The sequence below is a fragment of the Collimonas sp. OK307 genome (assembly GCF_900113705.1).
Classification (GTDB): Bacteria; Pseudomonadota; Gammaproteobacteria; order Burkholderiales; family Burkholderiaceae_D; genus Collimonas.
Genome location: NZ_FOQI01000011.1, coordinates 135,795 through 158,926 on the forward strand (window position 1 = coordinate 135,795; position 23,132 = coordinate 158,926).

24 protein-coding genes are annotated in these 23,132 nt (G+C 56.5%); 18 read left to right on the forward strand and 6 right to left on the reverse strand.

Features of this window, described 5'->3' with window-relative positions:
- The first annotated feature begins 8 nt into the window (after positions 1 to 8).
- Positions 9 to 1,013, forward strand: coding sequence for a 2-hydroxyacid dehydrogenase (locus tag BM205_RS15565; RefSeq protein WP_092415782.1), 1,005 nt, complete (start codon positions 9 to 11; stop codon positions 1,011 to 1,013).
- Between the two features lie 46 nt (positions 1,014 to 1,059).
- On the opposite strand, the gene BM205_RS15570 is transcribed toward BM205_RS15565, so the two are convergent.
- The 3 genes from BM205_RS15570 to BM205_RS15580 are packed head-to-tail and all read right to left on the reverse strand — an operon-like array spanning position 1,060 to position 1,974.
- A complete protein-coding gene (locus tag BM205_RS15570) occupies positions 1,060 to 1,314 on the reverse strand; it encodes an acyl-CoA-binding protein (RefSeq protein WP_092415783.1) in 255 nt (84 codons plus the stop codon).
- A 34-nt stretch (positions 1,315 to 1,348) separates the two neighbouring features.
- Positions 1,349 to 1,570 carry a hypothetical protein gene (locus BM205_RS15575; protein WP_092415784.1) on the reverse strand — a complete coding sequence of 74 codons (222 nt, stop codon included), beginning with the start codon at positions 1,568 to 1,570 and terminating at the stop codon, positions 1,349 to 1,351.
- A gap of 47 nt (positions 1,571 to 1,617) precedes the next feature.
- Positions 1,618 to 1,974 carry an FKBP-type peptidyl-prolyl cis-trans isomerase gene (locus BM205_RS15580; RefSeq protein WP_092415785.1) on the reverse strand — a complete coding sequence of 119 codons (357 nt, stop codon included), beginning with the start codon at positions 1,972 to 1,974 and terminating at the stop codon, positions 1,618 to 1,620.
- A gap of 278 nt (positions 1,975 to 2,252) precedes the next feature.
- Here BM205_RS15580 and BM205_RS15585 point away from each other — a divergent pair, with 278 nt between their 5' ends.
- From BM205_RS15585 to BM205_RS15610, 6 genes are all read left to right on the forward strand, one after another.
- On the forward strand, positions 2,253 to 3,224 hold the full coding sequence (locus BM205_RS15585; RefSeq protein WP_254783910.1) for a YVTN family beta-propeller repeat protein: 972 nt from the start codon (positions 2,253 to 2,255) through the stop codon (positions 3,222 to 3,224).
- Between the two features lie 5 nt (positions 3,225 to 3,229).
- Positions 3,230 to 4,087 carry a polysaccharide deacetylase family protein gene (locus BM205_RS15590; RefSeq protein ID WP_092415787.1) on the forward strand — a complete coding sequence of 286 codons (858 nt, stop codon included), beginning with the start codon at positions 3,230 to 3,232 and terminating at the stop codon, positions 4,085 to 4,087.
- Positions 4,084 to 5,070 carry a sterol desaturase family protein gene (locus tag BM205_RS15595; protein ID WP_092415788.1) on the forward strand — a complete coding sequence of 329 codons (987 nt, stop codon included), beginning with the start codon at positions 4,084 to 4,086 and terminating at the stop codon, positions 5,068 to 5,070. The genes BM205_RS15590 and BM205_RS15595 overlap by 4 nt, the downstream gene beginning before the upstream one ends.
- On the forward strand, positions 5,070 to 5,960 hold the full coding sequence (locus BM205_RS15600) for an EI24 domain-containing protein (protein WP_092415789.1): 891 nt from the start codon (positions 5,070 to 5,072) through the stop codon (positions 5,958 to 5,960). Before BM205_RS15595 ends, BM205_RS15600 begins: the two co-directional genes overlap by 1 nt.
- Positions 5,961 to 6,103: 143 nt before the next feature.
- On the forward strand, positions 6,104 to 6,904 hold the full coding sequence (locus BM205_RS15605; RefSeq protein WP_092415790.1) for a competence/damage-inducible protein A: 801 nt from the start codon (positions 6,104 to 6,106) through the stop codon (positions 6,902 to 6,904).
- A gap of 115 nt (positions 6,905 to 7,019) precedes the next feature.
- Entirely contained in the window at positions 7,020 to 9,593 is a 2,574-nt protein-coding gene (locus BM205_RS15610; RefSeq protein ID WP_092415791.1) for a DUF349 domain-containing protein, read from the forward strand.
- Positions 9,594 to 9,702: 109 nt separating this feature from the next.
- On the opposite strand, the gene BM205_RS15615 is transcribed toward BM205_RS15610, so the two are convergent.
- Entirely contained in the window at positions 9,703 to 10,269 is a 567-nt protein-coding gene (locus BM205_RS15615; protein WP_092415792.1) for a phasin family protein, read from the reverse strand.
- Between the two features lie 328 nt (positions 10,270 to 10,597).
- Here BM205_RS15615 and BM205_RS15620 point away from each other — a divergent pair, with 328 nt between their 5' ends.
- Both BM205_RS15620 and BM205_RS15625 read left to right on the forward strand, forming a co-directional pair.
- The gene (locus BM205_RS15620) at positions 10,598 to 11,524 is read left to right on the forward strand and encodes a histone deacetylase family protein (protein ID WP_092415833.1); all 927 of its coding nucleotides are present in this window, start codon (positions 10,598 to 10,600) and stop codon (positions 11,522 to 11,524) included.
- Between the two features lie 45 nt (positions 11,525 to 11,569).
- Positions 11,570 to 12,472, forward strand: a complete 903-nt coding sequence (locus BM205_RS15625) for a DMT family transporter (protein ID WP_092415793.1) — start codon at positions 11,570 to 11,572, stop codon at positions 12,470 to 12,472.
- A gap of 10 nt (positions 12,473 to 12,482) precedes the next feature.
- Here BM205_RS15625 and BM205_RS15630 read toward each other — a convergent pair whose 3' ends face one another.
- Entirely contained in the window at positions 12,483 to 13,265 is a 783-nt protein-coding gene (locus tag BM205_RS15630) for a helix-turn-helix transcriptional regulator (RefSeq protein ID WP_092415794.1), read from the reverse strand.
- 134 nt (positions 13,266 to 13,399) lie between these two features.
- On the opposite strand from BM205_RS15630, the gene BM205_RS15635 reads away from it, so the two are divergent.
- Both BM205_RS15635 and pbpG read left to right on the forward strand, forming a co-directional pair.
- Entirely contained in the window at positions 13,400 to 14,167 is a 768-nt protein-coding gene (locus tag BM205_RS15635) for a class I SAM-dependent methyltransferase (RefSeq protein ID WP_092415795.1), read from the forward strand.
- 181 nt (positions 14,168 to 14,348) lie between these two features.
- Positions 14,349 to 15,488, forward strand: coding sequence for a D-alanyl-D-alanine endopeptidase (pbpG, locus tag BM205_RS15640; RefSeq protein ID WP_092415796.1), 1,140 nt, complete (start codon positions 14,349 to 14,351; stop codon positions 15,486 to 15,488).
- 208 nt (positions 15,489 to 15,696) lie between these two features.
- Here pbpG and BM205_RS15645 read toward each other — a convergent pair whose 3' ends face one another.
- Positions 15,697 to 16,473, reverse strand: coding sequence for an IclR family transcriptional regulator (locus tag BM205_RS15645; protein ID WP_092415797.1), 777 nt, complete (start codon positions 16,471 to 16,473; stop codon positions 15,697 to 15,699).
- A 227-nt stretch (positions 16,474 to 16,700) separates the two neighbouring features.
- On the opposite strand from BM205_RS15645, the gene BM205_RS15650 reads away from it, so the two are divergent.
- From BM205_RS15650 to BM205_RS15680, 7 genes are all read left to right on the forward strand, one after another.
- Complete coding sequence (locus tag BM205_RS15650) at positions 16,701 to 17,126, forward strand: diacylglycerol kinase (protein WP_092415798.1); 426 nt, start codon at positions 16,701 to 16,703, stop codon at positions 17,124 to 17,126.
- Between the two features lie 91 nt (positions 17,127 to 17,217).
- Positions 17,218 to 17,994: a DeoR/GlpR family DNA-binding transcription regulator gene (locus BM205_RS15655; protein ID WP_092415799.1), complete on the forward strand. Its 777-nt coding sequence runs from the start codon at positions 17,218 to 17,220 to the stop codon at positions 17,992 to 17,994.
- Between the two features lie 22 nt (positions 17,995 to 18,016).
- Complete coding sequence (locus BM205_RS15660) at positions 18,017 to 19,165, forward strand: MFS transporter (RefSeq protein ID WP_217646053.1); 1,149 nt, start codon at positions 18,017 to 18,019, stop codon at positions 19,163 to 19,165.
- 141 nt (positions 19,166 to 19,306) lie between these two features.
- Entirely contained in the window at positions 19,307 to 20,323 is a 1,017-nt protein-coding gene (locus BM205_RS15665; RefSeq protein WP_092415801.1) for a sulfate ABC transporter substrate-binding protein, read from the forward strand.
- Between the two features lie 70 nt (positions 20,324 to 20,393).
- Positions 20,394 to 20,984: an NADPH-dependent FMN reductase gene (ssuE, locus tag BM205_RS15670; protein ID WP_092415802.1), complete on the forward strand. Its 591-nt coding sequence runs from the start codon at positions 20,394 to 20,396 to the stop codon at positions 20,982 to 20,984.
- Between the two features lie 121 nt (positions 20,985 to 21,105).
- Positions 21,106 to 22,107, forward strand: a complete 1,002-nt coding sequence (locus BM205_RS15675) for an aliphatic sulfonate ABC transporter substrate-binding protein (protein WP_092415803.1) — start codon at positions 21,106 to 21,108, stop codon at positions 22,105 to 22,107.
- Positions 22,108 to 22,121: 14 nt separating this feature from the next.
- The gene (locus BM205_RS15680; protein ID WP_092415804.1) at positions 22,122 to 23,120 is read left to right on the forward strand and encodes an aliphatic sulfonate ABC transporter substrate-binding protein; all 999 of its coding nucleotides are present in this window, start codon (positions 22,122 to 22,124) and stop codon (positions 23,118 to 23,120) included.
- Positions 23,121 to 23,132 lie beyond the last annotated feature (12 nt).

Consider the following 23,132-nt stretch of genomic DNA (forward strand, 5'->3'; position numbering starts at 1 on the left):
GCAAAACGATGAAACCAAAGATATTGATGGCGCGGGCGGTGTTTCCTGATGTAATCGCCAGATTGCAGCAGCATTTCGAAGTGGAAAGCAATCAGGAAGACCGCATCTTCAGCGCCGCGGAGCTGGCTGAAAAATTGCACGACAAGGATGGCGTGATCGCTACCGCGAGCGAACGTATCTCGGCTGAATTGCTGCAGGCCAGTCCGCGCCTGAAGGCGGTATGCAACCAGGCTGTCGGTTACAACAATATCGACGTCGTCGCGGCCACCAAGGCCGGTGTGATGGTGACTAATACGCCTGACGTGCTGAACGAGACCACGGCCGATTTCGGCTGGGCTCTGCTGATGGCTACCGCGCGCCGGGTCACCGAGGCCGAGCACTGGCTGCGTGCCGGACATTGGAAACAATGGCGCTACGATAGTTTTCTCGGCGCAGACGTGCATGGCGCCACGCTGGGCATCATCGGCATGGGACGTATCGGGCAGGCGATTGCGCGGCGTTCGATGGGCTTCGACATGCAGGTGCTGTATCACAATCGTTCGCGCCTGGCGCCAGAGCAGGAGGCGCGCGCAAACAATGCGCGTTATGTCAGCAAGGAAGAGTTGTTGGCCACTGCCGACCATGTGATCCTGGTGCTGCCGTATTCGAAAGAATCGCATCACACCATCGGTCCTGCCGAACTGGCGTTAATGAAGCCCGGAGCGACCCTGGTCAATCTGGCGCGCGGTGGTATTGTCGACGACCTGGCGCTGATTGCCGCTTTGCGCGACAAGAAGATTGCGGCTGCCGGGCTCGATGTATTCGAGAACGAACCGGCTTTGCATCCGGATTTCCTGGAATTGTCGAACGTGGTGTTGACGCCGCATATTGCCAGCGCTTCGGAGCCTACGCGGCGGGCGATGGCCGACTGCGCGGCGGATAACCTGCTGGCGGCATTGCTGCCGACGACAGAGCGGAAATGGCCGCCGAACCTGCTCAATCCGGAAGTGCTCGGCCGGGTTACGTTGAGCTAGGACCTGTTATCAGGCCCTGGTCCGAGAGTCCGGCGCGAATTCCACTTTAATCTTTCAGGCCTTCGACCAGATCGATATATTGCTGTTGGGCGTCGGCCTGGCTGGTGCCTTTCAGCTCATTCCATGCATCCCATTTGGCGCGGCCGACAAAATCCGTCATGCCAGGACGCTCGCCCTGGGCGTCGCCGCTGCTGCCTTGTTTAAACAACGAATACATTTTCAACATGGTCATGTTGTCAGGGCGCTCGCTCAACGTCTTTGAGTCGGCCTGGGCTTGTTCGAACTGGGCTTGGAGGGTCATAAGGGTCTCGTAAGGGGAGAGGGAGAAAATCGAATCAATCGGTAACAGCGCCAACTACTGCAGAACCCGCTTTCACGGTGCCTTCCACCACGGTAGCACCGACGCTGACAGCAGCGCTGCCAACGCTGATGCCGGCGCCGACCACGCTGGTGGTGACGCTGACGACGGTGCAACCGGCAAACAGCGGTAACGCCATCAGCAATGCGGTGATGCAACGGCCATTCAGAACGGCATCAGGCAAACTGAAAATTTTCATTGGATGGCCGTTGCGATTATCGGGTGAGGTGCGTGAGTGAGACGAACTTACACGCCCAGCAGTTCAACTTCAAAAATCAGGGTTGCGTTTGGCGGGATCACGCCACCGGCGCCGCGTGGACCATAACCCAGCGCTGCCGGAATGATCAGCGTGCGCACGCCGCCGATTTTCATCCCTTGTACGCCTTCGTCCCAACCTTTGATGACATGGCCGGCGCCCAGCGGGAATTCGAACGGGTCGCCGCGGTCCTTGCTGGAGTCGAATTTCTTGCCGGCGCTGCCGTCGGAGTTTTGCAGCCAGCCGGTGTAATGCACAGTCACATGATCGCCTGCTTTGGCTTCAGCGCCTTCGCCAACGGTGACATCTTCATACTGCAGGCCAGAAACGGTAGTGGTGGTCGACATGGGAATCCTTTAAAAGTAGTCAATAATTGCCAGGCGGCGCAAGAGTTTACGTTCGAGCCAGCTGCCCTGCCAGGTAGAGCAGTGTAAACCAAAATTCAGCCGCGAATCCATGCGGCGAGGTAATCTAGTGGGCTGCCTCGGCACGCCGGCAAAAGTCATTTAAATCTATAGGCAGCATTCATGCACGGTAAAATAGTCGTTTTTGCTTCTCAGAGTTCCTTATGTTCGTTGTTACGTCTGTTTTTGTTCGTCGTTCTGTTGTAGCCGCTTGCGGCTTGTTGACTGCATTTTCCACTTTCGCGGCAGCGCCTGTCGCTGCAACGCCCGTTCTTCCTGCTACTGCCAACAACAATACAGTGGTCGTGCTGAATTCGCGCGACGCCACCATTACTTTGCTGGACCAGACAACTTACAAGGAAATCGGTACATTTCCAGTTGGCAAGGAGCCGCATCACCTGATGCCGACGCCGGACAACAAATCGTTGATCGTGGCCGCCGCCACCGGTAACTCGCTGTTGTTCCTGGATCCCAAAAGCGGCCAGATCCAGAACCAGGTGAAGGATATTGTCGATCCTTACCAAATCGGTTTTTCGCCTGATCAGAAATGGTTTATTGCCAACGGCCTGCGCCTTGACCGCATCGATATTTATGGTTACGACGGCAAGAATCTGAAACTGGCCAAGCGCCTGCCGCTGCCGGCCATGCCTAGCCATATGGCATTCACCGCCGACAGCTCACTGGCTTTCATCAGCCTGCAAGGCAGCGACGAACTGGCAGCTGTCGATCTGGCAACGCAAAAAGTGAAATGGACCATACCTGTCGGCAAGCAGCCGGCCGGCGTGTACATGACGCCGGATAACAAATATCTGCTGGTAGGCGTGATGGGCAGCGACTACGTTGCCGTGATCGACTGGCGCACCCAGAAGATCGTCAAGAAAATCAAGACCGGCGACGGCGCGCATAATTTCCGTCCCCAAGGCGATAATCGCCATCTGTTCGTTTCCAACCGGGTCGCCGGCACCATCAATGTGCTCGATTTGAACACGCTGGAAAGCGTCGGCAGCATCGCCGTTCCCGGCGGGCCGGATTGTATGGAAGTGACGGCAGACGGCAAGACCATGTGGGTCACCCAGCGCTGGCTCAAGCGGGTTTCGGTGATCGATTTGACAACGCGTAAAGTGATAAAGACGATTCCGGTGGGGCGCTCGCCGCACGGCATCTATTTTCATAACCGTGCTTCTGAAGTGTGAAGCATATGTTTTCCTACAAGTTTCCCGCAACCCGGCATAGTTTATTGGCAGCAGCCGTGGCGTTGGCAACATTGGCGCCGGCCACGCTGTCACTGGCACAGTCAGCCAAGGCATGCGGCAGCGGTACGCTTTATTTGAGTTTCGATACTGGCAGCCAGTCGCAGGCCGAGTACGTCGCCCAGACCCTGAGGCGGCATCACATCAAGGCCACTTTTTTCATGGCCAATGAAAAAACCGTGAATGGCGATTACACGCTGGATCCTGCCTGGGCGCCATTCTGGAAATCGCTGGTGGCTGATGGCCATGCCTTCGGTACCCATACTTTCGATCATGTTTACGCCAAGCGCGACCTGGCCGATGGCAAGATCGAAGTGAAGCCGCAGTTCGGCGCCAATGGCGGCAAGCTGCTGGCTTGGACGCCGCAACAATATTGCGATGAACTCAATCGCGTCGACCAGCGTTTCCAAACGCTGACGGGTACCCATATTGGCCGTTTCTGGCGCACGCCCGGCGGCCATCTGACGCCGCACACGCTGGCGGCAGGGGAGGCCTGCGGATACAAACACGTGGCATGGGCCGACGCCGGTTTTTCCGGTGACGAGCTGCCCAGCGATAAATGGCCAAATCAGATGTTGCTGGAGCGTATGCTGAAAAATCTCAAAGATGGTGATATCGTCATGGCGCATCTGGGAATCTGGTCACGCAAGGATCCTTGGGCGCCGGCGGTGCTGGAACCCTTGATCAGCGGCCTTGAAAAAAAGGGTTTCTGTTTTGCGACGCTGCGCGACCATCCCGCCTACAAAGGCAACCTGAAAGGGCCGGTCGCCGAGACTAACGCAGGAAAGGTTCATAAGGCATCATGACCAATACCTTGGTGGACTGGTTTGCAAGCGCCCAGGCCTGGCTGTTCCAGGCCGTGGTGCAGCCGCTCATGTTCCATGCAGGATTTAGCGAATATCTGGAAGACGCTTTCGACGGGACTGAATGGTTCCTGATCGGCGTCTGCGAGTTGGTCGTCCTTTTCCTTATCTTGCGACCGCTGGAAGCAGTGATTCCAGTACATGCCTTTACCGACCGCCGCGCACGCCGGACCGATTTCATTTATACCGTGTTGTACCGTCTCGGCGCTTTTTCGATGCTAGTGTTCTTCCTGGTCGATCCGCTGATGGCAAAGGTCACCGAGTTGCTGCATCTGCAAGGACTCAATCCATTCAACCTGGAAAACCTGTTGCCCGGTTTTACCGACCAGCCTTTGATTACCTTCCTGATGTACCTGCTGGTGCTTGACCTGTGCGAGTACTGGTATCACCGCGCGCAGCACAATGTCGGCTGGTTATGGGGTTTGCACAGCTTGCATCACAGCCAGCAAAACATGAACCTGTGGAGCGACGATCGCAATCATCTGCTGGACGGGTTGATTCACGATGTCATGCTGGCCCTGGTAGCGCTGGCGATCGGCGTCGAGCCGACACAGTACGTGCTGCTGGTGTCAATCACCCGCATGTTGCAAAGCCTGCAACACGCCAATGTACGTATTCACTTCGGCCGCCTGGGCGACGTCATTGTCGTCTCGCCGCGCTTTCATCGCTGGCACCACGCGATCGGCATCGGGCATGAAAGCAAAGGGCGGGGCACGTTGGGTGGCCATAATTTCGGCGTGCTGTTTGCATTCTGGGATATCTTGTTTCGCAGTGCCTGGTTCGGCAAGACCTTCGAACTTACCGGAGTGCGCGACCAGTTGCCGACGGCAAGCCGGCCGGCCCGCGACTATGGCCAGGGTTTCTGGTCCCAGCAATGGCTGGGGTTGAAGCGCATGGTTGAATTTGCCAGAAGGTCGTCCCGCTGATGCGCCCGGTACTGGTAGCCTTCGGCCGGGCTTTATTGTCGCAGCTGCATTACCGCATGCTGATGCTGACTTTCCTGCCATTTGTACTGTCGGTGCTGGTCTGGGGCCTGGCCCTGTGGTGGGGTTTGCAACCGATGATCGACTGGCTGCAAAAGAATTATTTTGCCGGCAACGATGGCTGGGGCATTGCCAACTACGTGCCCGCCTGGCTCGGTCTGGGTGCGCTCAAGACGGTCATCGTGCCATGGCTCGCATTGTGGGCGCTGCTACCGTTGATGATTCTGACCGCGTTGCTGTTCGTCGGCGCATTTGCCCTGCCGGCAACTGCGCGTCACATCGGTCGCCGCCACTTCCCGGATCTGGAACTGCGCAAGGGCGGCTCGCTGCTCGGTGGCATGTGGACTTCGTTTAGCGCTTTCCTGCTGTTTTGTGTATTGTGGCTGGTGACGTTGCCGCTATGGCTGATTCCGCCGTTCGCCTTCCTGATCCCGCTGGTATTGTGGGGTTGGCTGACGTATCGGGTATTCGCTTATGAAGCGTTGGCAGCGCATGCCGACAAGGAAGAAATGCGGGCGCTGCTGCGGATTCATCGCTGGCCGTTGCTGCTGATCGGCGTGATTGCCGGCGCCATGGGTGCGGCGCCAACCATATTGTGGCTGGGCGGCGCCTTGTGGCTGGTGATTTTCCCGTTGCTGGCAGCCGGTTCCATCTGGCTGTACGTCCTGGTGTTTGTTTTCACCGGTTTGTGGTTTGAGTATTATTGCCTGGCGGCGCTGGCCAAATATCGAGCGGCAGGCCAGGCTGCTATCATTATTGCTGAACGCCACGACAGCCGGGTGATTCATCAATTGTCCGATGTCACAGATACATCATCGCCGGATCAGGTTTGATGTGCCCGTAAGGATTCGGAGTTAAGATTTGATTTGTATAGAGTACCTTAGCGTTATTCCTTGATTCATTGTCTTTCTACTACATATTTCTGCGACCTGTTTCTACCCATCTTCAGCTCATCTTCAAATAAGCGGCGATCCCCATGGCAATCGGACTTATCATCATCGGCGACGAAATCCTGTCAGGCAGGCGAGTCGATAAGCACTTTCCGAAAATACTGGAAATGCTTTCCACCCGCGGTTTAAGCCTGGACTGGGCAGAATACATAGGCGACGATCCGGCGCGGATTACAGCGACCCTGAAACGCACATTCGCTAGTGACGACATCGTGTTTTGTACCGGCGGCATCGGCGCCACGCCAGACGATCACACGCGCCAGTGTGCGGCGGCGGCGCTTGGCGTGCCGTTGGTGCTGCATCCCGAAGCGCGCGAGAAAATCCGCGAAAGGATTGCCGATACCGCGCGCGATGCCGGTTTGAAACTTGACTACGACACACCCGATAACCTGCACCGGCTGAAGATGGGCGAGTTTCCGCAGGGCGCCGCCATCATTCCCAATCCGTTTAACAAGATTCCCGGTTTTTCAGTGCCGCACGAAGGGGCGGGCGCACATTATTTTGCGCCGGGTTTCCCGGTGATGGCGTGGCCCATGTTCGAGTGGGTACTGGATACGTATTACGCAGACCGATTCCATCAGAATCCACAGCTGGAGCAATCGGTACTGGTGTTTGAGGCCATGGAGTCGACGCTGACGCCGCTGATGGAAGCGATCGAGATGGAGTTTCCCTTGGTTAAGGTATTCAGCCTGCCGCATGTTGGCGATGGCAACACCCGGCGTCATATCGATCTCGGCGTCAAGGGTGAACCGGTGCAGAGCGCTGCGGCATTCAAGAAAATGCTGGCCGGCCTCGATCAGCTCAAGGCAGAGTATCGGCCGGCTTAGTTACGGGCCCGAGCCATTTTCTATTTTTACTTATTTCCCCACTTATTTCCTCACTTAACCAAAGCATATGCCGTTACCAATTAACGGTAATCTGCTTCCATCTGATTGATATCACATGTTCGGATTTCTCTTTAAACGCGCTGATCGTAAAGCGCCACAACCGGTCGTTGCTCCTCAGACCGCATTGCGTACCGAAGCCAGGCAAGTGTCCGACCAGGTCAGGCAGCAAGCGCTGCAACAGGCACAGGCTTTGCCGGATGAAGCTGCGGCAGTCGCATTCATTTTGCAATCGACGTTCGCTGACGCCCGCTTGTGCGCGGCACAGCAGGTGCAGTCGCGCGCAGCGTTGGAACAAGTACTGCAGGCATGCCGCAATACCGACAGGCGGGTTGCCAAATTAATGCAAGGACGGCTGGACAGTGGGCGTCAGCAGCAATTGATCGCCGACAAGGCGGCCGCATCCGTGGCGCAGGCAAAGCGCTTGCAGCAAGAGCTGCAACTGATGCCGAATCAGGTTGCAGAACTGGATCGTGGCTGGGACGGCAAGGACGTGCCCGCCGAATTACTGCAGCAATTCACGCAACTGCGTGCCGCACTTGCCGATCGTTTGACGGCCCAGGCCGACTTGCAACGCAGCGCCATCGGTTCATTGAACAGTGTGCGCACCTTGCATTCACAGGCTCAAACGACAATGGCCAGTGCACCGCAGTTCGGGCAGGAGCTGGATGCATTAGAATCGCAAATGGCCGTCTGCGCAGGTCATGCGGAAGCGCTGAGCTTGCCGCGCCATCTGGCCGCAGAGTTCGCACAGCAAGCCCAGGCATTACGCAAGTTGCTGTCCACTTTGCAGCAGCATCAATCGGCTTTGCAGGCGCGTAACGACGCGTTGGCAAACTGGGAAGCGGCTACCGAGGCGTTGAATCCGGATGCGCTAAAAGCCAGCTGGTCGGCATTGCCAAAATTGCCGGCGGCGTTACTTGACGACGGTTTGGAGCAACGCTATCAGGCGCTGTTGAGACAACATGCGGGAGTGCCTGTCAAACCGCAAAAGATTCATGCTCCGACGGCATCGGCCGAAGCGGCCGATGCCGTCGGAGCATCGGGGGCAACCGCACGTCCGCAAATTGCCGAAGCTTTGGATGGCCTTGAAAAAGCCCTGGAAGACGGCGCATTGCAAGTGGCGATGGATTTCGACAAGGTGTTGCGCGCGATCGACTTCAAGTTGCACAAACCGAATGCAAGCCAAAACGCGCGTCTGGCGCAAGCACGTGGCGAGTTGACCCGGTTGCAAGGCTGGGCGCGCTGGGGCGGCAATGTCTCGCGTGAAGAACTGACCAAGGCCGCGCAGGAATTGCCGCTGCAGGAACTGGCGCCAGCCGAGCTGGCAAAAAAAATCGGTAGCCTGCGGGCACGGTGGAAGTCGCTGGATGGCACTTCGGGGCCGGCGCCGAAAATCCTGTGGGAGGGATTTGACACAGCTTGCACCAACGCTTATGCGCCAGTCGCTGCCCATTTCCAGCAACAGGCTGAACAGCGGCAAACCAATCAAACTAATGCACGTACCTTGATCGATGAAGTGCTGCAGCATGCACAAGCGATGCTGCCGACGGAGGTGGCGCCGGACTGGAAAGCCGTCGCCCAGTATTGCCAGCAAAAGCAACAGGCATGGAAAAACCTGGGGCCGATCAATCGTAGTGAAAAAAAAGCACTCGATAACAGTTTTGCCGCTGCGATCGATACCTTGCTGGCGCCGTTGGCGCAGCAACAAGATATCGAAATCGCCCGGCGAGAAAAATTGATCACCGAAGCGGCGCAACTGCCCGCCAACCAGCGCGATACCGCCGAACGCGTAAAGGAATTGCAACAACGCTGGCAAGAGCAAGCAAAGGCGCTGCCTTTGCCGCGGCAGCATGAGCAGGAATTGTGGCAGCGTTTCCGCAGCGCATGCGACGCCATCTTTGCCCAACGCAAGGAGGCCGCATCAAGCGCCGACGCAGAACGCCGCGACAATCTACATCTGCGCGAAGAGCAATGCACGTTGCTGGAAGCAGCGCTTGAGCGGCCGGAAGCTGAATTGCCGAAAATCCTGCAGCAAGCACAGCAAGAATGGGCGCGCGGCGGACAAGTGCCACGCGCGGTTCAGGTACAGATTGATGCACGTTTCCAGGCAGCGATCGGCGCTCTGCAAGCGCGGCTCGACCAGAGCCGGCAGCAGGCGGCGCTGGCGCAGGCCGATGCCCTGCGCGACAAACTGATTTTGTGCCAGCAAGCTGAAGCAAGCATCGTCCATGCAAATACAGGCTCCGCAGGAACCCGGGTCGAATCCGACTGGCGCAATAGCTGGCAAGCATTGCCGAAGCTGGCGCCGGCATTTGAAAAAATCATCACGGCACGTTTCGAACGGGCGTTGCAGAATAGCGACAATTACGCCGCTACTCTTGAAGCCAGCAGCCCTGCGTTACAACTGGAGTTGTTGCGTGCCGAAATCCTGGCCGGAATCGAGAGCCCTGCAGCGCTTTCGCGCGAACGTTTGCAATTGCAGGTTGAGGTGTTGCAAGCGTCATTGAAAGCGGGCGGCTCAGCGAGAAATATCGAGCAGCAACTGTTGCATATTTGCGACTTGCCGGCCTTGATGGATGAACCGACGCTGCAACGACTGTTGAAGCTGGTAGCCCAGGTCAAACCATAAACCTTCCAGGCAAAAAAATACCCCGGTAAGCCGGGGTAAATAATGATACCGGCGTTGCCGGGTACCGAGGAGATTCAGACAGGCGCGCCAGGCACGCCTGTTTTACAAATTACTTCTTGGTCGAACGAGCTGTAGTCTTGGTAGCAGCTTGGGACAGTTGGTCGACAGCGTTGTTGACGTTGGTTTCCAGGGATTCAACAGCTTGCTTGGTGCTCTTGGCGAACTGTTCGTAACCGGCGTTGGCGCTGCCGATTGCCGATTTGACGAAAGCAACTGCGCCTTCTGCGCCTGGCGGCACGTTTTTCGATGCCTGGTCAACGAACTCGATGACTTTACGCTTGGTTTCTGCAACTTGCGCTTCTGCCGACTTGGTCAGTTCAGCTTGTGTGCTGGAAGCGATGCTGGCGAAATGACGACCGTAAGCAATGGCTTTTTCAGTGTTTGGCTGGGCCAGGGCTGCGCTCAGCGAGAAAAATTCTTGTGGGTCTTTAGCCGCAAACAATTTCTGGGTAGTGGCGTTCGACTCTTCCAGCGAAGCCTTGGCGGCGCTCAGGTTGAGATCGATCAGCTTTTCCACGCCGGCAAATGCCTTGGTAGTGAAATCGGTGAACAGGGCCAGATTAGCTTCGAAATTGGCTTTGGTAGCGGCTGAAAATTGTTCTGCAACGGTAGACATGGCTTCTCCTAGGATTCGATACTGCAAAAATGACAAATAGAACGATAGAGTGACTTAGAGGTGGCTAAGATCTAGCCGTTGATTGCGTCTGCCAATGGCCTTAAATGAACATTGTGCGTCGCAACAATTTCATTCTAAATTATTCTGAAACGGTGTCAAGAGAATTTTTGTGCGCTGCAATATATTGTTTATACAGATTAAGTAAAAGCTTATAAAATCAAGGTATTAGCATGGGGAAATGTTGTTATTTTGAGTAATCTGCGGCAGCGATTCCCTGATGGTAGACTAATTGTCTTACCTGTTTCTTCACCTGACCTCCGCGCCTACCTTGAAAGCTTTCTACAGCGACCATTTTGTGTTGCCCCTGCCGACCGGCCATCGCTTCCCCATGCAAAAGTACCGGCTTATCCACGAAGCCGCGCTGGCGAGTATCAGCGATATCGATTTTCAAGAGGCGCCGACCACCAGCGACGGTGTACTGGCTCTTGCCCATCATCCTCACTATATTGCGGCAGTCAGCAACGGTACTTTGACGGAAAATGTACAAAAAGCCATCGGTTTCCCATGGACGCCGCAGATGGTGGAGCGTTCGCGGCGCTCGGCCGGCGCCACCATTGCTGCTTGCCGCGCGGCGCTGACGGAGCCTGAGCGGATTGCGGTCAACCTGGCGGGTGGCACCCATCACGCATTTGCCGATCAGGGCGCCGGCTTCTGCGTCTTCAACGACGCAGCGATTGCGGCCCGGCTGATGCAGGCGGAGCGCCGGCTGCAACGGGTTGCCATCGTCGACCTTGATGTCCATCAAGGCAACGGCACGGCATCGATCCTGGCCAACGATGAGTCGATTTTCACCCTGTCGCTGCATGGAGCCCGCAATTATCCGTTCGACAAGGAGCGCAGCGACCTGGATGTTGCGCTGGCAGACGGCACCGGCGACGAGGTTTATCTGAGTGCGCTGCGGGATGCGCTGGCAACCATGATGGCGCGTTTCTCGCCACAGCTGATTATTTTCCTGGCGGGCGCCGATCCGCATGAAGGCGATCGGCTAGGGCGTTTGAAACTGAGTTTCGACGGTCTGGCCCGGCGCGACGCCATGCTGCTGGAGACCGCCAGCCAGCATGGCATACCGGTGGCAATCGCCATGGCCGGGGGCTATGGCAAGAATATACAAGACACGGTAGCGATCCACCTGCAAACTATCTCGCTTGCGGCACATTTCGCGCGTCGGAACGGTGCAGAGCAACTCCCTACATAATACTGATCAAACACGGATCCAAGACGGATCCCATACGGATAATTCATGCAATCAGCAAGCCTCCCGACCGCATCGCGGCCCGCTCATCGCTTGTTAGCGGCTATGCCAATGGTGTTTGTGCTGCTCTGGAGCACCGGCTTTGTAGTTGCCAAATTCGGCTTGCCGTATGCACCGCCGCTGACGTTTTTGTTGTTGCGGTTTGTCGGTGTGCTGCTGGTCTTGTTACCTCTGGTGTTATTAATGCGGGCACCGTGGCCGACGGGGCAGATCCGCCATATCGCGTTTGCCGGAATCTTGTTGCAAGGCGGTTACCTGGCCGGTGTCTGGTGCGCCATCAAACTCGGCATGCCGGCCGGCGTGTCGGCGCTGATTGTCGGCATGCAGCCTATCCTGACCGCATTTGCCGCGCCCTTGATCGGTGAGTCGGTACGGCCACGGCAATGGCTGGGCCTGCTGCTTGGCATTTGCGGAGTGGGGCTGGTGGTGGCCGCCAAAATCAGCCTGGTCGGTTTGTCCTGGCAAAGTATTACGCTGTGCCTGCTGGCCTTGGTATCGATCACGCTCGGTACGCTGTATCAGAAACACAACTGCTCGCATTTCGATTTGCGCACCGGCACCATCATCCAGTTTGCCGCCTCGATAGTCGTGCTGCTGCCATTCGCGATTTACTACGAGCACCTGGGACCGAGCCTGGACACCGTGCAATGGACGCCGCGTTTCATCGGCGCGCTGCTGTGGTCGATACTGGCTTTGTCGATAGGCGCGATCTTCCTGCTGTTCGCACTGATCCGCAAGAGCGCGGCAACCCGCGTCACCAGCTTGCTCTACCTGACACCGCCGACCACCGCGCTGATGGCCTGGCTGATGTTTGGCGAAGTCTTCAATTTGCCTGGCGTCATCGGCATGGCGGTGGCGATATTGGGCGTGGTGTTCGTCATGAAAAAGTAACGGGCTCAACTCAAACCGGCAGCAACATCACCAGCTTCAGCTCAGGCCGGTTGGCGACCCGCAGATTGACTTGCCGATACGCCAGCTGGCCCAGTGCCGGATGACTGAAACGGCGCTCGCCGCCTTCTTTCTCAACCACGTCATGCAGATTCCAGGCGCGCTTGAAAGCAGCGCTGGCGGTACTCAAGCGCGCTACCAGCCGGGCAATCTCAGGTTCGTCCAGGTACATGCCGCAATCGGCGCGAAATTCTGCCGCCAGTCGGCTTGCGCGTTGCTCCCAGTCGCTGATCAAGGTGGCAGCTTCAGGCTGGCAGTAAGTGTACTCAAGCAGATTCCTGCTGGCGCTTTTCTTATCCAGCCAGCCGACGAACAAGGTTTTGGCAGCGCGGTTCCAGGCGACGGCATTCCAATGACGATCCAGCAGATAAGCCGGAGTCTTGATGGCGTCGGTGACCGCCAGTATTTCATCGGGAATTTCCTGGGCCAGCGCATCCTGTGCCTGCGGATCTTTTTTGCCGGACAACTCAAACAGATAAGCACGCTTGGCACGCGACAACTGCAAAGCCTCGGCGATTCTTGCCAACGCCGCCGCCGATACCGAGACAGTGCGGCCCTGTTCTATCCAGGTGTACCAGGTAACGCTGATGTCGCACAGCTGGGCTATTTCCTCGCGTCGCAAACCGGGAGTCCGACGGCGCGTACTGCCGCCCAGGCGCAATGTCGCGGTAGGGATCTGGGTGCGCTGGGTTTTGATGAATTCGCCAAGTGCTTTGCGTTTTCCGGCCTGATCCATGCTGGTCCGTGTTTATCCTGTTATTAGAGGTACTAGTATAAGCACTAGTCTTGTAACAGGATAAAAAATAATTACACTGGGCTCTGTCGCAAACACTAATACTTTGCTTTGATTCATTTCTGAGGAGAAAACCGATGATCGTCGCCCGCAATCACGATAAAGTGGTTTCCGAACAATTCGGCAGCACCGCTGCCGCTTACCTGACCAGCACCGTCCACGCCCAAGGCGCCGATTTACAACAACTGGCCGCCTATGCCAGCCGTTTTCCCCAAGGCAAAGCGCTTGATGTCGGTTGTGGAGCAGGACATGCCGCTTTCGCCATTGCGCCGCATATCGGGACTGTAATCGCGTATGACCTGGCTACTGAAATGCTGGATGTGGTGCAGCACGCGGCTGCCGAGCGTGGTTTGAAAAATCTGCACGTGCAGCAGGGCAGCTCCGAGCGCATGCCGTTTGCCGACGCCTCTTTCGATCTGGTGTGTACGCGGTTTAGCGCGCATCACTGGACCCGGCTGCCAGAAGCGCTGGCCGAGATGGCGCGGGTGTTGAAGCCGGGCGGCATGTGCATCGTGATCGATACCGCTTCGCCCGAGGATGTCCTGAGCGATACCTACTTCCAGTCGATAGAATTGCTGCGCGACACTTCGCATGTGCGTAATCGCAGCTTGTCCAGCTGGCGCCAGTTGCTGGATCAGGCAGGATTGCGTCCGACTGCCGACCAGAGCTGGAAATTACCGCTGCAGTTCGATACCTGGGTAGCCAGGATGCGTACGCCTGCGGAGCGGGTGGCGGCGATCAAGTCTTTGTGGGATAGCGCGCCGTCAGAGGTAACGACGTATTTCAGCTTGCAAGCTGATTATTCTTTTTCAATTGACGCAATATTGCTTGAATGTCACGTTTAAGTAGCCGATACTAAAGTAAGTGCCAGGTCGACGAGTTGCGGTAAAATCTATCTCGCAAATCGTCGACCTGACATCGAAAGTCGTTTAATTTAGTGCGCTAACTATCTAATTCTCTTGCGATTTTTCCGATATTTGCCTACACTGCCACAAAGTTATACATCGCCGCATATTGGAGCCGCAAATGGGCAAATCCGCGTTAATTGTTTTTTTGTCACTCTTCCTCGTGCTCGCGAACGCGCCCGCCGCTCTTGCTTCTGACCAAACCAAACAAAGCACCGCTAAAAAATCAGCAGCTGGTACTGCTTCTGCCCACAAGAAAACTGCTGCCAAAACCGGTTCCAGAAAACATGCGGTGATCGCTGCGCGTGGCCGTAGCAATACAGCGTCGTTCAATAAAAATGAAAAGCTGGTGAAGAAAGTCGCGATGGTTAACGGTCGCCGTAAAGTGACTTACCAGCGCGTTGCATTCGCACCGGTCGTACCAGCCTTGCCGCCAGTCCTGTCTGCAGGTGAGCAGGCCGGATTGAATTTGACGCATGATCCGCTCGAGTTGAAATCCAGTGTAGCGTTGGTGCTGGATCAGAATAGTTCGGAAGTACTGCTGGATAAAAATTCCCAGGTTGCATTGCCGATCGCATCGCTGACCAAGCTGATGACCAGCATGGTGGTGGTCGAATCGAAGCAGGACATGAACGAAGTGCTGGCCGTGACCGATGACGACATCGATCGCGAAAAACACAGCAGCTCGCGTCTGCGCATCGGTTCGCAACTGACCCGTGCCGACATGCTGCACATCGCCTTGATGAGTTCCGAGAATCGCGCCGCATCGGCGCTTGGCCGTAACTATCCAGGCGGCTTGCCAGCCTTTGTGGCTGCCATGAATGCCAAGGCCAAGGCGCTGGGCATGACCGAAACCCATTATGTCGATTCGACCGGGCTGTCGCATCTGAATGTCGCCAGCGCCCGCGATTTATCGCGTCTGGTCATGGCGGCCTACCAGCATCCGGTGATTCGTCAATATTCGACCGATTCAAAATATGTGGTGGAGCCGGGCGGACGTCCGTTGCAATACTCGACTTCCAATCATCTGGTCGATAAACCTGAGTGGCAGATCGGTTTGCAAAAGACCGGTTACATTAACGAAGCAGGCCGTTGCATGGTCATGCAAACTACTATCGACGGTCGCCAGATCGTGATGGTGTTCCTTGATTCGCGCGGCAAGTATTCACGCCAGGCGGATGCCGACCGGGTTCGCAAATGGCTGGCTGATTCGCATCCTGCAACCCTGACGCGCGTGAAACTCGCTGATGGTCAAACCTAAAGATCGAACGCAATCCAGGTTGTAATCGGGTAGAAAAAAAACAGAGTTTATTCGTCAGGAAACTGATGAATAAACTCTGTTTTTTTTGTGTCGGTTGCTGATGACGGCGGGCGTAGGGTGGTCACGAAGTGCCCACGCGGTATCCCAAACTATCTCAAACTCTCATTGTGCTTGGCAAGTCACGCGTGGGCAAAAAATCTTGCCCACGCTACGATGTATAGCCCAGCACCGCGGAAATCTGATTCGCCGTGCTGATCAGATCATCCACCCATTCCTCTTGCAGGCGATCGGCCGGCGCAGAGATCGACAAGCCGGCGACCATCTTGCCCGAATCGTCGCGGATGCCGGCGGCCATGCAGCGCACGCCCAGTTCGAGTTCTTCGTTATCGCGGGCGTAACCCAATGCGCGCACCAGGCTCAATTCACGCTCCAGCTTGCTCAGGTCGGTGATGGAATTCTTGTTGTGTCCGGCCAGCCCGGTGCGGGTAGCGTAGGCACGGACCATTTTCGGATCGTCGATGGATAAAAATAATTTGCCGGTAGAAGTCAGGTGCAATGGCGCCCGACCACCGATGGCACGCACCACCTGCATGCCCGAACGTTCTGAAAACGCGCGGTCGATATAAACGATTTCATCGCTCTGGCGCACCGACAGGTTGACGGTCTGGTTGGTCTTGCGATGCAGCCCGCGCATGAAATCGAGCGCCGCTTCGCGCACGTTCAACCGGCTTTTGACGACGTTGCCCAATTCCAACAGGCGCATGCCAAGCCGGTAGCTGCCCGGTTCGGAGCGGTCTACGAAGCGTTTTACCACCAGGTCGTTAAGAATCCTGTGTGCCGTTGAAGGATGCAGGCCGGTGACTGCCGATAACTCTTTCAGGCTGACCGGATCGGGGTAGAGCGCCAGGGTATCGAGTAGCGAAATCATGCGCTCTATGACCTGGATCGAAATTTTATCGGTGTCGTCGGTAGTGGCTGTTTTCATTGGAGTAATGGTGCATTGCAATGGAATGTTTATATCATAATGTGAAAAGTTGTGCTTCGCTATCGTCATCGATTAGAGTGCAGTCACGAGCTCGCGCAACTGCCGCAGTGTGTAAAAAAAGCATTTAGCGTGCAGCGCAACAAGGCTGTTAAAATTCGCAAACGCAAACCTGCGTTTCCATCAAGGCAAGCCTGGCAATCCCAGCTTGCCATCAGAACCAGCACAGCATGAGCGAAAACAAGCAATCACCGCAATCGCAGCAGCCGCAGCCGATCAGCGAATTCAAAAGCACCAGCGGATTCAAGAGGATTTTTTCAGCTTTCTTTTATTCGGCGGAAGGCTTTAAATCGGCCTGGAAAAACGAGCATGCATTCCGTCAGGAATTGATGATTGTGATTCCCGGCATCATTGTTGCCTTGCTGTTACCGGTCTCTGCGGTGCAAAAGCTGATGCTGATCGCAGTGCTGGTCTGGATCATCATCATCGAGCTGATCAATTCGGCGATTGAAGCGGTGGTGGACCGGGTCTCGCTGGAGCGCAATCCACTCTCCAAGAACGCCAAGGATTTTGGCAGCGCCGCGGTGCTGCTGACTTGCGTGCTTGCTGTCGCCACCTGGGCCGTCATTCTCTATCCTGTCCTGACGCAAGCGTAAAACTGCCGCAAAAGACCTTTTGCGGTTTTCTGTTGATCATGTTTGCACGTTTATGTATATTTGTACTTGTTTATGCATGTTGTGAGTCGATATGAACACCGCCAATCTCCTTCTCAAAGAACGTCACGCGTTCATCCGGCAGCGTCTGCAGGCCGATGGCCGGGTATTGGCGCTGGATCTGGCGCAGCAACTGAGTGTCTCGGAAGACACCATCCGGCGTGACCTGCGCGACCTGGCTGCGGCCGGCTGGTGCACGCGGGTGTATGGCGGCGCGTTACCACCTTCTCCTGCGACCGGATCTTTGGCTGAGCGGCGTACCTTGGCGCCGGAGCGCAAAGCACTGCTGGCGCAGTCGGCGGTATCGCTGGTGGTTGCCGACTGCGTGCTGTTTATCGATGCCGGTTCGACCAACCTGGCGATTGCCGCGGCTTTACCAGAGTTGCCGCTCACCGTCGTCACTAACGCCGCCGCTGTGGCGCTGGCATTGCAGGATCGGCCGGGGATTGAATTGATCATGATCGGCGGCCGTTTTGATCGTCGAACCGGCGCTAACCTGGGCGCCGCGGCGCTGCGTGACGCTGAGCGTATACGGCCTGACATTTTCTTTCTAGGTGGCTGCGGCGTTGATATCGACGCCGGCATTACCTGTTTTAACTATGAAGAAGCCGAGTTCAAACGCCGCCTGGCAACGGTCAGCAAATCGGTGGTGGTTGCCGCCACCAGTGAAAAATTCGGCACCGCTGCAAACTATGCGGTGCTACCCGCAGCGCATCTTACCCATCTGGTGCTCGAAGCCGGCGCAAGTAGCGAGCAGGCCGATGGCTTTGCCCGGCGGGGCGTGCAACTGATGTATGCAAAGGCTGAATGAGGCCAGATCCGGAGATCATGCAATGGACAATATTGGCCTTAAACAACGCTTGTCGACCCGTTTAGCCTTCCTTACCGCGGGCCTGGCCATGGCGGCCTGGGCGCCGCTGGTGCCGTATATCAAAGCACGGCTGGGGCTGGGGGAGGCTGAACTGGGACTTCTTCTATTGTGCCTGGGCGCCGGCTCGCTGCTCGCCATGCCGTTGACTGGCATGTTGGCGGCGCGCCTGGGTTGCCGGCGTGTGGTTCTGATTGCCGGTGGCCTGGCTACCGTGCTGCTTCCCTGTCTGTCGCTGGCAGCCAGTCCGTGGCAGCTGGCGATCGCTCTGTTCCTGTTCGGGGCCGCCATCGGCACCCTCGACGTCGCCATGAATATCCAGGCTGTGATGGTTGAAAAAGCTAGCGGTGGCGCGCTCATGTCCGGTTTCCACGGAATGTTCAGTGTCGGCGGCTTTGCCGGCGCCGGTGGCATGGCATTGCTGCTTTGGAGTGGCTTGAGTCCATTCCGGGCTAGCGTGGCGGCAGCGGTTATTGTGGCGACGGTGCTGGCGATAGCCAGCCCGCATTTGCTGCGCGAGCCGGAACCGCGCGCCGCTGGCAAATTGTTCGTGCTGCCGCATGGCGCAGTGATTTTTATCGGCGTGCTGTGCTTTATCGTATTCCTGGTGGAGGGCGCCATCCTCGACTGGAGCGCCTTGTTCCTGACGGCCACGCGCGGCCTGGACGCCAGTCAGGGCGGACTCGGCTACGCCGCTTTCGCCATCGCCATGACCAGCGGCCGTCTTACCGGTGACCGCATCGTCAGGCGTTTCGGCGGCAAGCGCGTGCTGCTGCTGGGAGGCTTGTTTGCCGCCGCCGGTTTTTTTGTGGCGATCTTTGCGCCGACCGCTAGCGTTGCGCTGTTCGGGTTTGTGCTGATCGGCCTGGGTGCATCCAACATCGTGCCGATCCTGTTTTCCGCAGCCGGCAGCCAGACGGCAATGCCGGCCAGCCTGGCGATTGCCGCTATCACCACCATCGGCTATGCCGGCATCCTGGCCGGTCCCGCCCTGATCGGTTTCGTGGCCCACGCTACCAGTTTGAGCATGGCCTTCGCCGGATTGGGTTGCGCGCTGCTGCTGGTCGCTACCAGCGCCCATCTGCGCGGCTTTATGCCAATTCAGCAGGAATAAGCCTCATCCTTATTCATCCGGGCAATCCATGCATATCTGTTTTTAGCATAAGGAGAGAAGAAAGAATTCGTTCTGTTTTCCAGGCGCCCTCATTAATCTGTACTCCTCAAAACAAAAAAACATTTACGAGGGAAGCAGAACATGTTGAAGAAAATCGTTCGTTCGGTGATCGCCATCGCCTTGGTAGCGCAGAGTGCACAGATTGTGCATGCGGCGGATTTTTCGTTGCTCAATGTTTCTTACGATCCTACGCGTGAGCTTTATCAAGAGTACAACAAGGCTTTTGCTAAGTACTGGAAAGAAAAGACTGGCGACAACCTCACCCTGAAGGCGTCGCATGGCGGTTCGGGCAAGCAGGGGCGTTCCGTGATCGACGGCCTGGAAGCCGACGTGGTGACGCTGGCGCTGGCTTACGATATCGATGAAATTTCCGAAAAGGCCAAGTTGCTGCCAGCCGACTGGCAAAAGCGCTTGCCGCATAACAGCACGCCATATACCTCGACCATCGTATTGTTGGTGCGCAAGGGTAATCCCAAGGGCATCAAAGACTGGGACGATCTGGTCAAGCCTGGCGTATCGGTGGTGGTGGCTAATCCAAAGACTTCAGGCGGTGCGCGCTGGGCTTATCTGGCCGCTTACGGTTATGCGCTGAAGAAGAACAATAACGACGATGCCAAGGCACGCGATTTCATTTCGCGCCTGTACAAGAACGTACCGGTGCTGGATTCCGGCGCGCGCGGCTCGACTGTCACCTTTGCCGAACGCGGTGTAGGCGATGTATTGCTGTCGTGGGAAAACGAGGCTTACCTGGTCGAGGCGGAATTCGGCAAAGGCAAATTCGATACCGTGTTCCCATCGCTGAGCATCCTGGCCGAGCCACCGGTAGCGGTGGTCGACAAGGTGGTCGACAAGCGTGGCACACGCAAGATTGCGCAAGCCTATCTGGAGTACCTGTACTCGCCGGAAGGACAGGAAATCGCTGCTCATAATTACTATCGTCCTATCGATCCCAAAGTCGCCGCCAAGTACGCGACTAAATTTCCGAAGCTGAGCCTGTTCACCATTGACGATACTTTCGGCGGTTGGAAAAATGCGCAGAAAGTTCACTTCAGCGACGGCGGTGTGTTCGACAAGATTTATCAGCCTGGCGTGAAATAAGCCGCTTGATCGAATTGATCGTAAAGACTCAACGGCCCTGCATGGCAGGGCCGTCTCAAGATTGCAACAGATGACTATTTTGTTATTGGCTGGCAGCCCGTCGGCACCCTCGCGTTCTACCCGTTTGCTGCATTACACAGGTGAAAAATTGGCGTTGCTAGGACATCGATACAGCAAACTGGATGTGCGGGATCTGCCGGGCGACGCGTTGCTACGCGCCGATTTCAACAACACGCTGATCCAGGCCGCGCTGGCGCAAGTGGAGCAAGCGACGGCGGTAGTGGTGGCAACGCCGGTCTACAAGGCAGCCTATAGCGGTGCGCTAAAAGCTTTTCTCGATCTGCTGCCGCAGTTTGGCCTGACCGGAAAATTGGTGCTGCCGCTGGCCACCGGTGGTAGCCAATCGCACATGCTGGCGTTGGATTACGCCTTGCGACCGGTATTGTCGTCGCTAGCCGCCAAGCATGTACTGCCCAGTATCTATGCGACGGAAGCGCAGGTGCAATGGTCGGAACAAGAGGGTTTGAGCCTGGATCAGAATATCTTCCAGCGGATTAACGAAGGCGTGCATCAGTTATCGGATAGTTTGCTGGCGTTACGCAAGATTAGTGCAAACGATTTCGATCCTATTCCGTTTTCCCAGGTGCGATGTAGCGTGTAACGGAAAAATCCACGCGGATACCAAATCAATTAGCTAACAGTTTACCCATTCCAGCGGTTTGAAAAATTCCATCGTCGCCGATGGCGGGGATCGCTTTGTCTAAAAAATCAGGAAACCGGCAATGACAGCTTCGACCAGAAACAAACACACAAGACGCCATGTGCTGGCGTTGCTCTCCGCGGTCGCCGCCGGCGCGTTTGCGGTCAGCGTGCCGCAGTTGGCGCAGGCGCAGGAAAAACACGTGCAGGAAAAGCAGGTGTTGCGGATTGGTTATCAGAAAGCAGCCAGTACGCTGGTGCTGCTGAAAGCTCATGGCACATTGGAAAAAATCCTGGCGCCCCAGGGCATTGAGGTGAAATGGGCCGAGTTTGCCGCCGGCCCGCAATTGCTGGAAGCCTTGAATGTCGGCTCGGTCGATTTCGGTTATGTCGGTGAAGCGCCGCCCATCATTGCGCAAGCGGCCGGCGCCGATTTTGTATACAGCGCTTACGAAATCCCGACGCCGGAGGCAGAAAGCATCCTGGTGCAGAAGAACTCGCCGATCACCTCTGTTGCGCAACTCAAGGGCAAGAAAATAGCCTTCAACAAAGGCTCCGATGTGCATTGGCTGGTCATCAGCCTGCTCAAGAAAGGCGGCATCGCCTACAGTGAATTCCAGCCAATCTACCTGGCGCCGGCCGATGCCCGTGCGGCTTTCGAGCGCGGTGCGGTTGATGCCTGGGCGATCTGGGATCCATTTCAAACGGCAGCGATCAAGCAACTCGATGCCAAGGTCCTGGCCAGCGGCAGTGGCGCCGTCAGCCATCACCAGTTCTTTCTGAGTGCGCGCAAATACGCCGCAAAAAATAGCGCGGTGGTGAACACGGTCTTGGAAGAGGCCGATAAAGAAGGGCGCTGGATCCGCGCCAATTACAAGGAAGCAGCGCTGCAACTGGCGCCGATCCAGGGCTTGGAGCCGGATGTGATCGAAGCCGGCCTCAGGCATTACGCCCACATTTACAAGCCCATCGATAACAAGGTGCTGGACGAGCAGCAAAAGATAGCCGATACCTTCTACGAGTTGAAACTGATTCCAAAGAAGATTTCGACTCGCGACGCCGTGTTGTTTCCTCCTAAATCCTGAGAAGGCCGGACATCATGAAGATCGCTTTCCTCCATCGCCGCTTGTTGCTGGTGACGCTTCCATTATTAGCAGCTCTGTTGTCGCCAGGTCTGTTGCAAGCGCAGCCGTTGACCGACAAAAAAGAACCTGAGCAGATACGCATCGGCTTTCAAAAAAGCGCGGTCAACCTGGTGGTCCTGAAACAACGCAACACGCTGGAACAACGCTTCAAGAATAGCAAAATAGTCTGGCTGGAATTTCCTGCCGGTCCGCAGTTGCTGGAAGCTTTATCCGCCGGTAGTCTGGATTTCGGCATGACCGGCGATAGCCCGCCGGTATTTGCCCAGGCCGCCAACAAGGACTTGCTGTACGTCGGCGCCGAGCCACCGAAGCCGGAGAGTTCCGCGATATTGGTGCAACCCGCTTCGGCGATCAAGACCCTGGCGGATTTGAAAGGCAAGCGGATCGCCTTGCAAAAGGGTTCCAGTGCGCACTTCCTGCTGGTGCAGGCGGTGAAGAAAGCTGGCCTGGCGTGGACCGACATCCAGCCGATTTATCTGGCGCCGGCAGATGCGCGCGCGGCGTTTGAACGTGGCAGCGTCGATGCCTGGGCGATCTGGGATCCGTATTACGGCGCTGCCGAGCTGAGTTTCAAACCGCGGGTCCTGAGCACCGGCCGTGGTTTGTCCAACAATAATTCCTTCTATCTTGCGGCGCGCGGTTTCGCCGAAAACTATCCTGGCACGGTATTGAGTTTGCTGGATGAACTGACCAAGGCTGATCGTTACGTGCAACAGAATCACAGGGAAGTTGCGCAGTTGATTTCCGATGTCAGTGGCTTGAACCTGGCGACCGTGCATCTGTTTCTGAGCCGTCGCGCCAATCCGTCGCCGACTTCGGTAATCAGTCCTGCCATGGCGATCGATCAGCAGCGTGTCGCCGACAGTTTCAAGGAAATCGGCTTGATCCCGCGCGCTGTCAAGGTGGCCGATATCGTCTGGTATCCAAAGAATGCGCCGCTGGCACAGCAGTGAAATTCAAAGTAC

Coding starts and splice junctions, on each gene's coding strand:
- BM205_RS15600 (WP_092415789.1), top strand. CDS start 5,070: ATGCGCCCGGTACTGGTAGCCTTCGGCCGGGCTTTATTGTCGCAGCTG.
- BM205_RS15655 (WP_092415799.1), top strand. CDS start 17,218: ATGAACACCGCCAATCTCCTTCTCAAAGAACGTCACGCGTTCATCCGG.
- BM205_RS15610 (WP_092415791.1), top strand. CDS start 7,020: ATGTTCGGATTTCTCTTTAAACGCGCTGATCGTAAAGCGCCACAACCG.
- BM205_RS15625 (WP_092415793.1), top strand. CDS start 11,570: ATGCAATCAGCAAGCCTCCCGACCGCATCGCGGCCCGCTCATCGCTTG.
- BM205_RS15575 (WP_092415784.1), bottom strand. CDS start 1,570: ATGAAAATTTTCAGTTTGCCTGATGCCGTTCTGAATGGCCGTTGCATC.
- BM205_RS15630 (WP_092415794.1), bottom strand. CDS start 13,265: ATGGATCAGGCCGGAAAACGCAAAGCACTTGGCGAATTCATCAAAACC.
- pbpG (WP_092415796.1), top strand. CDS start 14,349: ATGGGCAAATCCGCGTTAATTGTTTTTTTGTCACTCTTCCTCGTGCTC.
- BM205_RS15650 (WP_092415798.1), top strand. CDS start 16,701: ATGAGCGAAAACAAGCAATCACCGCAATCGCAGCAGCCGCAGCCGATC.
- BM205_RS15595 (WP_092415788.1), top strand. CDS start 4,084: ATGACCAATACCTTGGTGGACTGGTTTGCAAGCGCCCAGGCCTGGCTG.
- BM205_RS15675 (WP_092415803.1), top strand. CDS start 21,106: ATGACAGCTTCGACCAGAAACAAACACACAAGACGCCATGTGCTGGCG.
- BM205_RS15645 (WP_092415797.1), bottom strand. CDS start 16,473: ATGAAAACAGCCACTACCGACGACACCGATAAAATTTCGATCCAGGTC.
- BM205_RS15665 (WP_092415801.1), top strand. CDS start 19,307: ATGTTGAAGAAAATCGTTCGTTCGGTGATCGCCATCGCCTTGGTAGCG.
- BM205_RS15570 (WP_092415783.1), bottom strand. CDS start 1,314: ATGACCCTCCAAGCCCAGTTCGAACAAGCCCAGGCCGACTCAAAGACG.
- BM205_RS15635 (WP_092415795.1), top strand. CDS start 13,400: ATGATCGTCGCCCGCAATCACGATAAAGTGGTTTCCGAACAATTCGGC.
- BM205_RS15615 (WP_092415792.1), bottom strand. CDS start 10,269: ATGTCTACCGTTGCAGAACAATTTTCAGCCGCTACCAAAGCCAATTTC.
- BM205_RS15605 (WP_092415790.1), top strand. CDS start 6,104: ATGGCAATCGGACTTATCATCATCGGCGACGAAATCCTGTCAGGCAGG.
- BM205_RS15580 (WP_092415785.1), bottom strand. CDS start 1,974: ATGTCGACCACCACTACCGTTTCTGGCCTGCAGTATGAAGATGTCACC.
- BM205_RS15590 (WP_092415787.1), top strand. CDS start 3,230: ATGTTTTCCTACAAGTTTCCCGCAACCCGGCATAGTTTATTGGCAGCA.
- BM205_RS15565 (WP_092415782.1), top strand. CDS start 9: ATGAAACCAAAGATATTGATGGCGCGGGCGGTGTTTCCTGATGTAATC.
- BM205_RS15660 (WP_217646053.1), top strand. CDS start 18,017: ATGGACAATATTGGCCTTAAACAACGCTTGTCGACCCGTTTAGCCTTC.
- ssuE (WP_092415802.1), top strand. CDS start 20,394: ATGACTATTTTGTTATTGGCTGGCAGCCCGTCGGCACCCTCGCGTTCT.
- BM205_RS15680 (WP_092415804.1), top strand. CDS start 22,122: ATGAAGATCGCTTTCCTCCATCGCCGCTTGTTGCTGGTGACGCTTCCA.